This window comes from Ruegeria sp. CDSB136, from assembly GCF_059610965.1.
This window is the reverse complement of record NZ_JBXWOP010000024.1, coordinates 1-13,376: the sequence shown is the minus strand read 5'-3', so window position 1 is coordinate 13,376 and position 13,376 is coordinate 1. Positions and strand designations below refer to the sequence as shown.

Annotated in this window: 14 protein-coding genes; 2 read left to right on the top strand and 12 right to left on the bottom strand. The window is 52.8% G+C overall.

The window, feature by feature from the left end:
* Positions 1-13 precede the first annotated feature (13 nt).
* Positions 14-304: a putative quinol monooxygenase gene (locus tag AC2FIR_RS21070; protein ID WP_170612296.1), complete on the bottom strand. Its 291-nt coding sequence runs from the start codon at positions 302-304 to the stop codon at positions 14-16.
* A 104-nt stretch (positions 305-408) separates the two neighbouring features.
* On the opposite strand from AC2FIR_RS21070, the gene AC2FIR_RS21065 reads away from it, so the two are divergent.
* Positions 409-1,296 carry a LysR family transcriptional regulator gene (locus AC2FIR_RS21065; protein WP_170612298.1) on the top strand — a complete coding sequence of 296 codons (888 nt, stop codon included), beginning with the start codon at positions 409-411 and terminating at the stop codon, positions 1,294-1,296.
* 32 nt (positions 1,297-1,328) lie between these two features.
* Here the strand turns inward: AC2FIR_RS21065 and AC2FIR_RS21060 are convergent, their stop codons facing one another.
* The 5 genes from AC2FIR_RS21060 to AC2FIR_RS21040 form a co-directional block, all read right to left on the bottom strand.
* Entirely contained in the window at positions 1,329-2,234 is a 906-nt protein-coding gene (locus AC2FIR_RS21060; protein WP_496747977.1) for a haloalkane dehalogenase, read from the bottom strand.
* 253 nt (positions 2,235-2,487) lie between these two features.
* A complete protein-coding gene (locus AC2FIR_RS21055; RefSeq protein ID WP_170612302.1) occupies positions 2,488-4,377 on the bottom strand; it encodes an SLC13 family permease in 1,890 nt (629 codons plus the stop codon).
* Between the two features lie 375 nt (positions 4,378-4,752).
* Positions 4,753-6,072 carry an ABC1 kinase family protein gene (locus AC2FIR_RS21050; protein WP_170825410.1) on the bottom strand — a complete coding sequence of 440 codons (1,320 nt, stop codon included), beginning with the start codon at positions 6,070-6,072 and terminating at the stop codon, positions 4,753-4,755.
* Positions 6,073-6,078: 6 nt separating this feature from the next.
* Positions 6,079-6,552, bottom strand: coding sequence for a DUF427 domain-containing protein (locus tag AC2FIR_RS21045; protein WP_496763040.1), 474 nt, complete (start codon positions 6,550-6,552; stop codon positions 6,079-6,081).
* Between the two features lie 188 nt (positions 6,553-6,740).
* Positions 6,741-7,859 carry a pyridoxal phosphate-dependent aminotransferase gene (locus AC2FIR_RS21040; RefSeq protein WP_496747981.1) on the bottom strand — a complete coding sequence of 373 codons (1,119 nt, stop codon included), beginning with the start codon at positions 7,857-7,859 and terminating at the stop codon, positions 6,741-6,743.
* A gap of 41 nt (positions 7,860-7,900) precedes the next feature.
* Between AC2FIR_RS21040 and AC2FIR_RS21035 the strand changes: the two genes are divergently transcribed.
* Positions 7,901-8,656 carry an N-acyl homoserine lactonase family protein gene (locus AC2FIR_RS21035; RefSeq protein ID WP_170775417.1) on the top strand — a complete coding sequence of 252 codons (756 nt, stop codon included), beginning with the start codon at positions 7,901-7,903 and terminating at the stop codon, positions 8,654-8,656.
* Positions 8,657-8,704: 48 nt separating this feature from the next.
* On the opposite strand, the gene AC2FIR_RS21030 is transcribed toward AC2FIR_RS21035, so the two are convergent.
* From AC2FIR_RS21030 to AC2FIR_RS21005, 6 genes are all read right to left on the bottom strand, one after another.
* Positions 8,705-9,433 carry an SDR family NAD(P)-dependent oxidoreductase gene (locus AC2FIR_RS21030; protein WP_170612308.1) on the bottom strand — a complete coding sequence of 243 codons (729 nt, stop codon included), beginning with the start codon at positions 9,431-9,433 and terminating at the stop codon, positions 8,705-8,707.
* Positions 9,434-9,895: 462 nt separating this feature from the next.
* Positions 9,896-10,075 (bottom strand): YdeI/OmpD-associated family protein, encoded by a 180-nt coding sequence (locus AC2FIR_RS21025; protein WP_480442127.1) that lies wholly within the window; start codon positions 10,073-10,075, stop codon positions 9,896-9,898.
* A gap of 16 nt (positions 10,076-10,091) precedes the next feature.
* Complete coding sequence (locus tag AC2FIR_RS21020; RefSeq protein WP_480914390.1) at positions 10,092-10,439, bottom strand: YdeI/OmpD-associated family protein; 348 nt, start codon at positions 10,437-10,439, stop codon at positions 10,092-10,094.
* Positions 10,440-10,454: 15 nt separating this feature from the next.
* Positions 10,455-11,954, bottom strand: a complete 1,500-nt coding sequence (locus tag AC2FIR_RS21015) for a cryptochrome/photolyase family protein (protein ID WP_496747984.1) — start codon at positions 11,952-11,954, stop codon at positions 10,455-10,457.
* Positions 11,955-11,957: 3 nt separating this feature from the next.
* On the bottom strand, positions 11,958-13,202 hold the full coding sequence (locus AC2FIR_RS21010; protein ID WP_170612312.1) for an FAD-binding domain-containing protein: 1,245 nt from the start codon (positions 13,200-13,202) through the stop codon (positions 11,958-11,960).
* Complete coding sequence (locus tag AC2FIR_RS21005) at positions 13,199-13,372, bottom strand: DUF2256 domain-containing protein (RefSeq protein WP_496763070.1); 174 nt, start codon at positions 13,370-13,372, stop codon at positions 13,199-13,201. Before AC2FIR_RS21005 ends, AC2FIR_RS21010 begins: the two co-directional genes overlap by 4 nt.
* Positions 13,373-13,376 lie beyond the last annotated feature (4 nt).

Sequence of the window (13,376 nt, the reverse complement as noted above, 5' to 3'; positions counted from 1 at the left end):
GTTCGGTTTTGTATCAACCGATGACTGTCATTTCATTCAACGTGAATTCTGCAACGGCACCCTCTGTTGCTTCCAGGTAAGCCGCAAGGTGCTGAGCACCCATGTGGGTTTGCCAAAGCTCCCGGCTTTGCCAGTTTTCGTAGAATACGAAATGGGCCGGGTTGCCGTTGTCCTGATGCAGGTCGTAGTTAATGCAACCCTCTTCGGCACGGGTTATGTCGATGAGCTTGATCAACTCACCCTTTACAAGGTCGATCTTGTCGGGGTTGGCTTTGATGTTGGCGACAATTGTCAGCTTGGCCATTGGAATAGGTCCCTTGTGTTCTTGAGCGATGCGCTAGATTTACGCCGCAGTCTTTTCGGGATAAACAGGGCGAGATCGAACATATAATCCGGAAATTCCGTTTAATGCTTTTAGACAATCTTCGCTTGTTTCTGACTATAGCCGAGAAAGGCAGTCTTGTGGCCGCAGCGCGCGCAACAGGGATGTCGAGCACGACAGTGTCCGAGCGACTCGCGGCTCTGGAGGCACACTACGGAGTGGTTTTGTTCAACCGCACCACTCGTTCTATTAGCCTGACCGAAGAAGGCCGTACACTAGCCGATGGAGCAAGAAACGTACTCAGTGAGGTTGCGGACCTGGATACGCTTGTTCGGCACGGCGCCGAAACTTTGTCTGGTCCAATTCGCATAAGCGCGCCTATCGATTTGGGGCGGAGCTTTGTTTCCGAGGTTATTGCCGAATTCACCGAAGAGAACCCTGCCGTCTCAATCGAACTGTCCCTCTCGGACGGCTACGTCGATCTTGTAGGCCGGGGTTTTGACCTCGCCGTTCGCTTCGGCAACATCACAGACAGCTCGCTCAGATTACGAAATTTAGGAAGCTACCAACGTTTCGTATGTGCCTCCCCAAGTTACCTAGCCTTATTCGGAACGCCTGAAAAACCAGAAGATCTATTGAACCACAACTGCTTGGTTATGAGGTTTGGCGACATAATCGACAACGTTTGGGAGTTTGGATCAGGACCAAATGCCCAGCGCGTATCGGTAAAAGGAAATCGAATAGTCAATGATGGTTCACTCATCCGCGAATGGGCGATTGCAGGTCATGGGGTCGTCTTGAAGTCGGAGCTGGATGTCGGCGAAGATGTTCGATCTGGCAAACTTGTTTCTGTCTTGCGCGACTTCCTCCCACCGCCGAAACCTTTGCAAATGATGTTTCCGCCGAGCCGAGCCCAACCACGTCGCATAACGGCCTTAGCTGAGCATTTGCGTCGCAAATTTGGCGTGAGTTGAGGCCGCAGGGGAAGTCACTAATCTGACAGCCGTTATGTTTGCTCAATGAATTTCAAAGTCGCGTTTGCTAGCTCTGCCCCAGCATCTTCTTGAATGAAATGCCCCGCTTTAGGCAAAGCAGTATGATTTTGACCAACTGCCCCAGGGATCGACTTTTGGAACAGTTTGTCTACCCCCGCCATGACCCTGTCGTCTTCTCCAAAAACAGTCAGAAACGGGGTGTTTAGGGTCTTGAGGGTTTCCCATGCGGCTCGGTTGGCTTCAGAAGCTGGATTGTCAGGCGAGTCGGGCACCAACACTGGAAACTCGCGAGCGCCTGCCAGATAGCGCGAATCCGGAAACGGTGCGTTATAGGCTGCAACCTCTTCATCTGAAATCTTCGATGTTGTGCCGCCAAATACGATACGGCCCGAATTAAATTCAGGCACAGATTGTGAATATTCCCGCCATGAAAGAAATGCCTCACCCAAGGGCACGTCACCGGTAGGTAGGGCCGTGTTCGCCACAACCACACGAGAGAAACGCTCGGGCATACTCGCAACCAGCCGCAAGCCAATGAGTCCGCCCCAGTCCTGACACACCAATGTGATGCCAGTCAGGTCAACTTTCCGCAACCACTCGGACATCCAGTCTACATGGCGTTGGTAGGTGTAGTCGGATCGCTCGGTGGGCTTGTCCGACCGTCCAAACCCAATCAAATCAGGAGACAGTACTCGATGGCCCGCATCTTTGAATAACGGAATCATGTGCCGATACAGGAAGCACCAGGTTGGCTCTCCGTGCATCAACAATACGGGCGGTGCCTGTTCCGGTCCCTCGTCCAAATAGTGCATTCGGAGACGACCGCCTTCGGTATTATCCACATCAAGATAATTCGGGCCGAATGCGAAATCTGGCAACCCGTCAAACCGATGGTCAGGTGTTCGAAGGAACTTCATTGTGAACTCTCCAATATGCCGACGGTATTGGCCAAGCAACAGTGATCGATAAAACAAAGACGGTCCAGTACCAGCGTATGTCGACGTCAGGTTTGCATTTGTTCGCCGCCCTTCTTCTCTTTCTCGCAGCGAAAGTCCATTTGTATAGATCTCGGATTTTCTGCTCCAACAAAAGGATTGGCCTCCAAGACCTCATCTTGCCAGTTCTTCTGAGCTGAAGCAGAGTTCATTGTACGGGTCGCCGAGAAGCGGCTCAGAAGAAAAGCGCTAGTCCGGTCATTGAAACAACCAAGAAAAGGAGAGTCATGATTCCGCCCGAGCGAACGAAATCGACCACCCGATAGCCTGCTGGGCCCATGATCAACGCATTCACCTGGTGTGTTGGGATCAAAAATGAGTTGGACGTTGAAATTGCCACGGTGAGAGCAAATACGGCCGGGTTACCACCCGCCGATACGGCAATAGAAACCGCCAGCGGCACCAGCAAAACAGTTGCACCTACGTTGGACATGACCAGCGTGAACGCCGTTGCCAAAACGGCGATCCCTGCTTGCAAAGACCAGATCGGCCACCCCTTCAGGAGGGCTAACACATGCGCGGCAATCCAATCCGCAGTGCCAGTGTTCTGAACTGCTTGGCCCAACGGGATCAACGAAGCCAGTAGAAAGACTGTGCTCCAACTTATCGACTCGTAGGCTTCGTCAATCGAGAGCACCCGGCTCAACACCATCCCAATAGCGCCGATCAACAGGCATAATGACAAGCGCAGATCAGAAAACAGAATTAAGCTCAACGCTATTAGGAAGAAAGCAAGCGCCCATCCGACCTTGTGTGGGCGTAACTCTTCTTGGGGAAAGTCCGAAGTTACGACGACAAAATCCCTGTCTGACTTCAGTCGTGTCAGACGGTCCCATTGCACGTGCACGACACACGTATCACCCGCCTGCAAAGGGACTTGCCCGATATGCGTGGCTGAATGATCTTCCGTTTCTACATGGCTCAGTGTTTCTTCGCCGCGCTGAATGGCCAACAGAGACAAACCATGTGTCTGACGGAGACGCAAATCAATCGGAGTCTGGCCGATCACTGAAGAACCGGGCGGAATAACAACCTCTGCCACCCCTGATTGGGTCGCGGCGAAATCATCTGCAAAGACATCCAGTTGGGGCAGAATCTCTAAGCCATAAGGCTCAGCGAACTGATGCTCAACCACACGGCGCAGGCCAAGCACTGCAAGCCGCGCTGGCGCTTCGATCTTGGTATCAGCCATCGGCGCGATGACCTTGTGGCCGCGATAGGATGTGCCGAGAATGTATAAATTATGGGCGACCATGACATCCGCGAGCGTTTGTCCAATCAAGATCGAACCTTCTGGAACACGTATCTCGAACATATCAGCCCTAAGCCCATAGGTGTTTTCGACGTAGGTCTGCATGGACCGGGCTGAGCTTGCGTCTTCTCCACGCTCTCGCTGCGCTGGAAGAACCCAACGACCAAAGAGCACAAAGTAAAGCACCCCTGTCAGCACCAGCATCACACCGATAGGCGTGACTGAAAACAACCCAAATGTCTCCATTTGTTGGTTAGCCGGAAGAGATGAGTTTGCCGAAACAATCAGGTCGTTCAAAAGGATGAGAGGCGACGACCCGACCAATGTGATCGTACCACCCAGAATCGCGCAAAACCCCATGGGCATAAGCAACCGACTCATCGGTATTTCTGTACGCGCTGAGATGCGGCTCACAACGGGCAGAAAAAGCGCAGCAGCTCCCACGTTCTGCATGAAAGAGCTGATCACACCAACCGTAGTTGAAATTATCGGGATTATCCGAGCCTCTGTCGTGCCTCCATTCTTGAGGATCAGGGCCGCAACCTTTGACATAAGCCCCGTCTTATCAAGCCCAGCCCCGATTACCATAACTGCGATGATGGACATCACTGCGTTCGAGGAAAAACCTTCAAAGAGCTTTGATATATTGGCAAGATTACCCAGCCCCGGGAGATAGCTCAGTGCACCAAGCAGCACCATTACAAGAATTGCTGCGACATCGATCCGTATAATCTCGGTAACAAAAAGTAAGACGGTAAAAGACAATAGACTCAGTACGGCTATCATTTCGTATGTCAGTGTCGGTAATTCCATATCGCACTCCCAACCTAACGTTACCTGACTACCAGCAAATACGAAGAACCAACTCTGCGCGTCAGATAAGGCCAAGATCCATCAGGCCGACTCACGCGGCTTGTTTTCTCGGACGTGATATCTGCTGAAACCTGGATTTCGCCAACCCAAAGAGACGCTGGTGACAAACTCCCAAGCCTCTCTTAACCATCGTAATGCAAAATGAATTTTCACTATTTCTCGAGTACAAACACTTACATATTCCGTATCGTCATTATTCATATGGACTCGGCGCGGACCTTCGCTGCACTTACTGCCAGCAACAGCTTTGCGGGCTATGCTGCCCTAGGCGCGAGTATATGCTGGTCATTCCTGTCTGTCGTCGGAAGTTTTGGGTTAGTTGACGTACTTTGCAAGAAGTGTCTTCACAGGCAACGAGGCATTCAATCGAGTGGCCAATAAGAACATCCCTCCAATCTTTCGCTGAAGGTAAAGAACATCCATTGGAAGCTGGGGTGGGAAATACCCGGCCTCAGCCAAAGACATGCCTTCTTTGTTCAAGTGGTTGGAGAGCGCTCGGTCGGAGAAATCAAATTCATCCGCAGATAGGATTGCGTCAAAAACGCTGCGGATCATTCCGAGGATGCGGTCGTCAAATGGGCCATCACCTTCAATAAGCTTCAGTTGTATGGCAGCCTTTCGAAGCGCCGCGCCGTCTTCAAGCAAACCGGCGCGCAACAGATCCACGTATCCATCTATTGCAGATGGTTGCAGTGCGCGTGCCGCGCCAAAATCCAAGAGACCGATTTTTCCATTGGATGGGTTGTATCGGTAATTGGCAAAGTTTGGATCGCTCTGCATCATACCGAACTCAAAAACCTCGCGCAGCGTGAGATTGACCAAGGCCTCTAAGACTCGATTGCGTTCCTCGCTTGTCTCATCACTCACGGCCTCGATAGGGCGACCTTCCAGAAAGGACATCGTCAGAACTTCTGGCGTGCTCCAATCTGGATAGAACTCTGGGATTTTAAACGCTTCATCGCCCTGCAATAGGTCAGCAAAACAGCGCAGGTATTGCCCCTCGCGTTCATAGTCCGTTTCTTCATGTAATTGACTGCGCGCCTCTTGGATATACGGAGCCAGATCAAAGCTTTGGGGAAGCAGACCTGACATGCGAACCAGAGTGGCAACGTTGGCCATGTCGCTGTCGATACTGCGCGCGATACCGGGATATTGCACTTTGATCGCCACATCGCGCCCGTCTTTCAAGGTTGCACGATGTACTTGCCCTATACTAGCCGCCGCAATGGGCCTTACATTGAAGGTGTGAAAGGCCTTTAGCCAGTCCTGGCCCCAGTTTCGGTTCAAGACGTCACGCAGTTGTTTGGGGGGCATGAAATGCGCCTGATCTCGCAAACGCGCCATGATGTCAGCCAGTTCAGGCGGCAAGACCTCACCTGCATCCATTGAAATCAACTGACCCACCTTCATCGCGGCGCCTCGCATGCGAGCGAGTTGATCCGCGACTCGTGTCACGTTGCCGGGTGTCATCAACAAACCACGCATATCGGGTCGCGCGCCGCGACCGATCTCTCTTAGGGCGCGTGCTGCCATGCTCCCCGCAATGCCTGCCGTCATGCTGCTTAAACCGGCAACACGGACCAAACGGCTTGTAGGAACTGCCAAAGGGGTTGGTGAGGATTTAGGGTCGGTCATCAATACTCACCAAAATTCCGTGCCCGGAGCGCCTTTTATGCGACCCTTCAAGTATTCGGTGACCCAACCTCCATAGAAATCCCCGGGTTGCGGGATCACCCGGTACTCACCAACAAAACAGGCGTCCATAAGTCCGGCGTAAAAGGCGAGATAGCCCTTAATCCGTTCAAATCTGATGGTTGGTGCAGCATAACTCCACGCAGCTTTCTTAGCCGCAGCTGCCCCGCTCTGAACGTCCCAGTAGCTCGCAACACCCTTCCACTCGCAGAATGATCTACCCGAGGCCTTTGTCAGAACGGCATCAATGTCTTGCGGCGGAATATAATACGTGGGGGCGTGGTGGGTTTCGAGAACCTGAAACGCCTGATCGGTTTCCACGATTGTTTGACCGCCGAGCTCGATCCGCACTCGATGAGGCACTGCCCGCAGCGCAGGTGGTCGCGGATAGTCTTGGATGTTTTCAGTTGTCCAACCTGTCATTTCGAACCTTGGTTATGAATCAGTTGTTCCATCTTCGAACTAGCGCGCCGACAGCGTTATTCTAGCGATAGAGCTTTCAGCGTATGGCAGGTGAACTTGCACCAAAATTGGGCTTAGTGTCAGCTTGGGACGGGCAACGTTATTTGACCGACTTTGCAGCCCGAACCGTCGAAATGAGTGTCCTAAATCTACCAGTTTGCCAATAGTTCGCCCATGCGCTCTAGGCCAAGGTCGAGGTTGGCAGCAGCACCTCCCCCCACACCCAGTCGGATGTGGTTCTGCATCCCGTAAGACGAACCCGGTAGTAGAAATGTCCGATAGGGATCGGCGAGCAAGCGTTTGGCGAACACGTCGCCATCAATCCCATCGAGCCGTGCCAAACCAATTAATCCGGCCTGAGGTTTGACCCAATCGAGGTTGGGCTGATCGGCAACAAACCTATCCAGGCGTTCCAGCGTTTTCATCCCAGCTGCCCGTGCAGTTTTCAAAGCCTGATTATATCGGTCAGACCTCAAGGCGATTTCGGCGATGACTTCGCCAAGAATATTCATAATTTCGCTCGAGTTTTCCCGCAGAATAATAGCGTCCCAAATGAGATCTGAATCACGGCATATCATCCAGCCGGTGCGTAGCCCCTGGAGCCCCAGTGCCTTGGAAACGCTGCCCGTCGTGATACCCCTTGGATACAAACCAGCAATCGAAGGGGCACGGGACCCGTCCCACTCCAATCCCGCGTAAACCTCGTCAACAACCAGCCATGCGCCTACGCGATCTGCGATTTGGACAAGCCTTTCCAGCTCTGCTTGTGTCATCAACTGCCCGGTGGGGTTATTGGGGTTGGTCATAAAGATGAGCCGCGTGCGCGCTGTTACTGCGGCCTCAACTTTGTCGAGCGGCAATACCCAACCAGCCCTCTCTTCGCGGTCGACAACTTTTAGCGTCGCGCCAACTGCCTCTGCCAATACGCCCGCTTGTGGCCAGCCCGGGCGTTCCGTTACGACTTCGTCGCCCGGTTGGACCAATTGCATGAATGCAAGATAATTGGCTTCCGCGGCGCCGGCGGTGATCAGAACGTCGTCTGGCTTGCAAACATCAGACAAGCCAGCGCGGTCCAAAACATGCCGTCGTAAAGCAGGCAGACCCCGAAAGCTCTTTTGGTTCCAATCCAACGGCAGCGCTGGATCCAGCGCATCCATGAACTCACCCAAACGCGGCGACTCGGACAAGGAAAACCCAACGAAAGCTTCTGGATCCGCTTCCGTGGTATCCAGTAGGTATTGAAAAAGTGTGTGTATCTTGACTTTCATGCTCTACTCAAAGTCTTTGTAGTCAATCAGGGAGAGAGTCTGTGCAAGCAGAGGGATTTGTCAAAGGGCGACCGATTGACCTTGTGGTTTTGGACTACGGGCTGTTCAAGGTCCATTCCACTGGCCGCATCATAGGTATCTGCGGGTTTCTGATCCGAACAGATTTGGGAGAAGCAATACTCATCGACACTGGATTTCCTGAAAAATACGCCATTGATACCGACGCCGCGGTCAAAGAAGATCGATTGTTCGAGTTTGGCGAGGTTCTGAAGTGCGAACCAGATAATCTGCCACGCGCACAGCTGGCAAAACTCGGGCTTATTCCGTCAGACATTACATTACAGATTTGTACGCACTCCCATATCGACCATATCGGTGCATTGGGCGACTTTCCAAACAGTCCCATTCTCATCTCCTCTGCCGAGCGAGCCTTACCTCGCCCCTTGTATTGGGGCGATATGCGGCCGATGGAATGGCCCGAGCAGGATTACCTGGTTATTGATGACGACGTAGAGATTGGGCCAGGTATCTTCGTTTTGATGGCACCCGGTCATGCGCCTGGCCAGATCGCGGTAATGGTCGATCTTCCGTCGGGGGCGATTTTATTGACTAGTGATGCGATTTCCCGACCAGCAGAAATCGACGAGAAGTTTGCCGGGTCTTGGGACGAAGATGCAGCAATTGCCAGCGCAGACAGGTTGATGCGTCTGGCATCCGAGCGAGATGCCTTTGTAATCTATGGGCATTGTCCAAAGCAGTGGGCTGTTCTGAAGAAAGCACCAGAAGTCTACAGCTGATCCCACCCCTTGGACCATTTTTCCGGAAAGTGATGTCGCACCAAAGAATTATCTGACGTCGCGCCCTTGGTTCAGAATAATCACATTCCCACTGGAAACATCCCCTGCCGGTGAAATGAGAAAACCAACCCAAGAGGCGATTTGCTCAGGTAGCATCGCATGACCATGTGGCATGGCACTAACGGCTTTCTTCAAGACTTCCTCGGTCAAGACATTGAACAACGGTGTCTCAGTCATGGCAGGTGCCAGAGAATTTACACAGATTTTATCCTTTGCGTATCGACGGGCGAGGTCTTTTGTTAGAGTATCCATCGCAGCCTTTGACGCACGGTAGTGCGGAGGGTCAAAAACATCGAAATTGTAAGCTCCGTTCGATGAGATATTGACAATCTTTTTGCTTCCTTCGCGTTCCAACATCAATTGGACCGCCTGCTGGCAGCAATAGAAAGCAGAATTAAAATTGATTGCCATCTGCTTTTCGAGTTCCTCGGGCGGAATGTGCGGGAAGTCGGACATGAAGCAGGTGCCTGCATTGTTTACCAAAGCATCCAGACCGCCATGCGTTGTCTTAATGCCATCAAACGCCTGAGCGATAGCCGAATGATCAGTTAAGTCAACGCAGATTGGCGTGAAATTCGAACCTAATTCTGTCGCCAGTTCACCTAAACCCTCCTCATTGAGGTCCAGTCCAACAACGTGGAAACCGACTGCCGGCAATTGGCGGCAGATGGCTTGCCCCATCCCTCCCGCGGCGCCGGTCACAACAGCTGTTTTCATAGTAACTCCTCTGACCTCGGCCTCGTATGAGGCACAATAGAGTATAGTATGAACCTGGCATCCCTTTTACATGAAATTGGCACGGTTCAATTGGGCTTGAAATCACCGCTCGTCCGCTTTGGGCTCAGTTTGGTCATTCGCAGCTGTCTGCTAGGTAACTGCTCTGCGAAAATTTCCAACATTGGACTTTCGAAAATCGCTGATGCAGCGTGGCCTTTTAGGCGCGTCAAAGGCTGCGCGGCATTGCATCGGGTTTCCCGTTTGCAGCCTCTCAACGAGGCGGAATTGGCGCGAACTTAAGTCTGAGCACTTGGACCGTAGTGCCACAAACGCGAAAATTCATTGCTTAAGCGGACGGCGACCTCCGTGGCGGCTACTCCAAACCAAAATTTTGGCTGCGTTGCTCTAACGCGATACGAAAGTTCAAGTTCCAACTAGGGACTAAGAACAAACCTGACGGCGCTACATTTGCTGCATTCTTTCGCCGGTGTGCGTGGTTACGACCGTGTTATCGATCCGCCGTTGGCGCGTTGTCGGGTACTTGGCGACCTTAATCCAGCGCAGGACATTGCGTCGGTAAGACGGGGGCAATCGCTCCCATTTGTCCAGGTTCAATACAACGGATAAATCGTCTGGGACGATAAGAGCATCGACATCGTCAAAAGTTCCAAAGCCCTGAAGCTTTACCGGCTTGTATGGAAGCCTCTCCGGCGGGGTGCACTATGCCTTCTTGCCCAAGGCGCTCCGCCCTGTCCTTGTAGCTTTTGGACCAAGCTTGTTGTTTTCGCGGGCCGATAAGTTGCGCCGTCCAGTCTTCTTCGATTGGAAATCGTCTTCCATCAATCCAACCATACGCAATCAGCGCATCCAACACTTCATCCCGACTGACATATCTACGCAGATGTGCAGCCTTCCACGTGATCAGTCGGACGCTCTCAGGTTGGGTAAAGTGCTTGTTCAGCCAGTCCCAAAGTTGATCTCTGGATGTGACCTCACTCTCAGTCATACGCTGCCGTGGAGTTCATGCTCGTGTCATCCGTTGCAAAAAAGCTTCAGCCGTCTTGACATGCTTGTTTTTGACTTCTGACGACATGCGCCCAGCCGTACGGCACATCATCGCCCATCGGGGATTTCCTGCAAGTCTATCGGTGTGTTTCAGGATAAAGCGCCAATAAAGTCCGTCCCAAATTTCGGCCCAAGGCCCTTTGCCCCAATGGCTCATTTTGCGAACATAGTTTGAGCTGGAAAAGTACGGTTTGGTGGTGATCAACCCTCCATCGGCATGCTGGCTCATCGCGTAGGCATTAGGAACCATAACCCAATCATAGCTGTCGACGAACATTTCCATGAACCAGCGATAGACATGGTCCGGATCAATCTCGCACAGAAACATAAATCCGCCCAGTACCATGAGGCGTTCAATGTGGTGGCAATACCCAGTTTTGAGCACCCTTTTGATCGTGTCATCCAGCGGATCAATACCAGTGGTTCCGTTGTAGAAAGAGCGGGGCATGGCGCGGTGATGGCCCCAGTGATTTGTCGTGCGCATCGGCACACCTAGGCCATCATAAGTCGCGCGCATGAACTCGCGCCAGCCACTGAGTTGGCGGATGAAACCTTCTACAGAATTCAGGGGAATGCCCTTGCGATCCGCATGCTCCAGGGCAGCGTCCAAAACTTGTTTCGGCGTCAACAATCCAATGTTCAAAGCAGGCGTGAGAATGGCATGCCATAGCCAGTTTTCTCCCTCAACAATGGCATCTTCATAGTCGCCAAAACGTTCGAACCGCCGTTCCAGAAACTGCGTCAACCAGACGGACGCAGCGTTGTGTGATGTCGGATAATACAACGTATCTAGGCTGCCTAATGCATCTGGAAAGTCAGCAACAACGCTCGCTTTTGCGGCTTCATCAACTGCGTCATGGGAAGGCCAGTCGATCCAAGGCAGGCTGCCCAACAGCGCCTTGGGCACTTTTTTGCGATTTTCCTCGTCAAAACTCCATCGTCCCCCGGTCGGTTGACCGCTGTCCATCAAAACGTTCAAGCGTCGGCGTTGGCTTTTGTAGAACTCAGCCATGAGCCAACGTTTTCGACCGAGAGACCAATCCAGATTGTCGGCCCGCGTATTCAGAAAGCCAGGCGATGGCTTGATGGCGAGCGTGATGCCGGTATTGCTAGCCGCCGCCCGCAAACGTCTTTCCGCAATGAAGTCTACTGGATCAGCTATGATCATTTGGCTGACACCGCGATCACGTAGGTTTTGAAAAAGTCGCAGGCACGCGCCCGACTGCCGCTCAAAGGGCCAGATCGCGGCATCAATGCCCTTAGCGACCAAGCCATCGCGATAGCGCGCCATAGAGGCGCGGTGCAGCCAAAGCTTTTGTTTATGCATCGTGGCTGGGTAATGCGCATCGCCAAAGAACAGCGGGTCTTCGAAAAGCACAACAGTGTCTGGCCCGGCGGACAGACCCGGGTGTTGGGCAAACAACTGGTTGGGGAGTAGAAGGACTGCAGAGGACACGAGCTATTCTCTTTGTTGGGTGGCTAGGTTCAATTGGCCTAAGAGCGACGGGATCTTCTTTCGAAGGCTGAAGAATCCGGCCCTTGCATGAGGCCATGTCATAGCGTCGTACGGCAGCATTATCCTATTCAATGATAGGCCTGCGTCTCTCAATAAAGGCTCTGCACGATCCAGCCATGACCGAGTGGGGCCGACAGGCACATAGGCTGTTGCAATGGTCGTGACGCCGGCATTCCGTGCTGCCTCGATCAACGGACCACACCAATCCTCAGCTGATTTCGCGTGTTTTCCATGGGGTTCCAGGGCGCTGTTCATCGCGCCCTTGGCAAAATCCTTTGCGGCGTCCCCCATCGGGTTTGGAGACCGACCATGCGTCGCCAAAAGTCCAATCGCGGCAGCAGGCGATGTCCGCACTAAGCAGTCACTTGACAGATCATCCTCTGTCAACAGCAACAGATAAGGGCTGTCTGCGGGAATGAGCGGGATAGAAAGTGGAATGAGCGGGTGATCTACCGGCTCGGTCAACGGTTCTGCAAATTTGGCGAGGCCTTTTGGTTGAAACCGTCCTTGCGTGTATTTGGCAATATTATCGGGTCGCGCGAGGTAGGTTTTGCCTTTCGTGTGCAATCCGCCGACCCACCGCCAGCTCAGCGTGTTTGACGCGGGATCGCCATCCAGCAAATGCCGCAAAAAGAAGTCCGCGCCAAGATGCCAGGGTATGTGGAGCGTAAAAATCCAAATTGATGCAAACCACATGCGCGCATGGTTGTGGAGGTAACCGGTCGTCACCAGTTCCCGCGCCCAATGATCGAAACAGTCGATGCCGGTATTGCCGTTCACTGCATCGTTGAAACGGATCTCTAAGCCCTGATCGAATTTTAGTCGCTCTAAAGCGCTCAACAGATCCCGTTGATAATGTGCCCAGACGCTGGGCCTCTGTTCCAGCCAGCCCTTGAAGTAAGTGCGCCAGAACACTTCTTGAACGAACTTCTCCGCCGCGTCGGGATTATGTGACGCTAGTACAGTTGCCAGTACCTCTTGTTCCGTTATCAAACGGTGGCGCACCCAAGGTGACAAACCCGATACATTGCTGCGTTGATCGGTCCCAAAATCGTAGTTCCGCTTACCGGCGTAATGCCGACCGGCGCGTCCTACGAACTGCTTCAGCCTTTTAAGGCCATTGGTTCGTGTGGGCTTGAAACTGATCGTCTCTTTCGCTTCCCCAAGTTCTGGAAAAATCTCGGTCATGCGGCCGACCTGCATTTTTTCGAGCAGTAATTCACTTCATCCCAAACTTTTTCCCATTTCTTGCGCCAAGTGAAAGGGCGCTGACAGACCGGGCAGATTTCCGCCCCGAACAGCGTCTGTCGTCGCGCAAACGCCCGAAGTTGGGTGAATGGGCCCAAAAAACAGCGCATCCCG

Excerpts from the sequence above, each read along its gene's own strand:
- AC2FIR_RS21070 (WP_170612296.1), bottom strand. The coding sequence starts at position 304 with ATGGCCAAGCTGACAATTGTCGCCAACATCAAAGCCAACCCCGACAAG.
- AC2FIR_RS21065 (WP_170612298.1), top strand. The coding sequence starts at position 409 with ATGCTTTTAGACAATCTTCGCTTGTTTCTGACTATAGCCGAGAAAGGC.
- AC2FIR_RS21060 (WP_496747977.1), bottom strand. The coding sequence starts at position 2,234 with ATGAAGTTCCTTCGAACACCTGACCATCGGTTTGACGGGTTGCCAGAT.
- AC2FIR_RS21055 (WP_170612302.1), bottom strand. The coding sequence starts at position 4,377 with ATGGAATTACCGACACTGACATACGAAATGATAGCCGTACTGAGTCTA.
- AC2FIR_RS21050 (WP_170825410.1), bottom strand. The coding sequence starts at position 6,072 with ATGACCGACCCTAAATCCTCACCAACCCCTTTGGCAGTTCCTACAAGC.
- AC2FIR_RS21045 (WP_496763040.1), bottom strand. The coding sequence starts at position 6,552 with ATGACAGGTTGGACAACTGAAAACATCCAAGACTATCCGCGACCACCT.
- AC2FIR_RS21040 (WP_496747981.1), bottom strand. The coding sequence starts at position 7,859 with ATGAAAGTCAAGATACACACACTTTTTCAATACCTACTGGATACCACG.
- AC2FIR_RS21030 (WP_170612308.1), bottom strand. The coding sequence starts at position 9,433 with ATGAAAACAGCTGTTGTGACCGGCGCCGCGGGAGGGATGGGGCAAGCC.
- AC2FIR_RS21020 (WP_480914390.1), bottom strand. The coding sequence starts at position 10,439 with ATGACTGAGAGTGAGGTCACATCCAGAGATCAACTTTGGGACTGGCTG.
- AC2FIR_RS21010 (WP_170612312.1), bottom strand. The coding sequence starts at position 13,202 with ATGACCGAGATTTTTCCAGAACTTGGGGAAGCGAAAGAGACGATCAGT.
- AC2FIR_RS21005 (WP_496763070.1), bottom strand. The coding sequence starts at position 13,372 with ATGCGCTGTTTTTTGGGCCCATTCACCCAACTTCGGGCGTTTGCGCGA.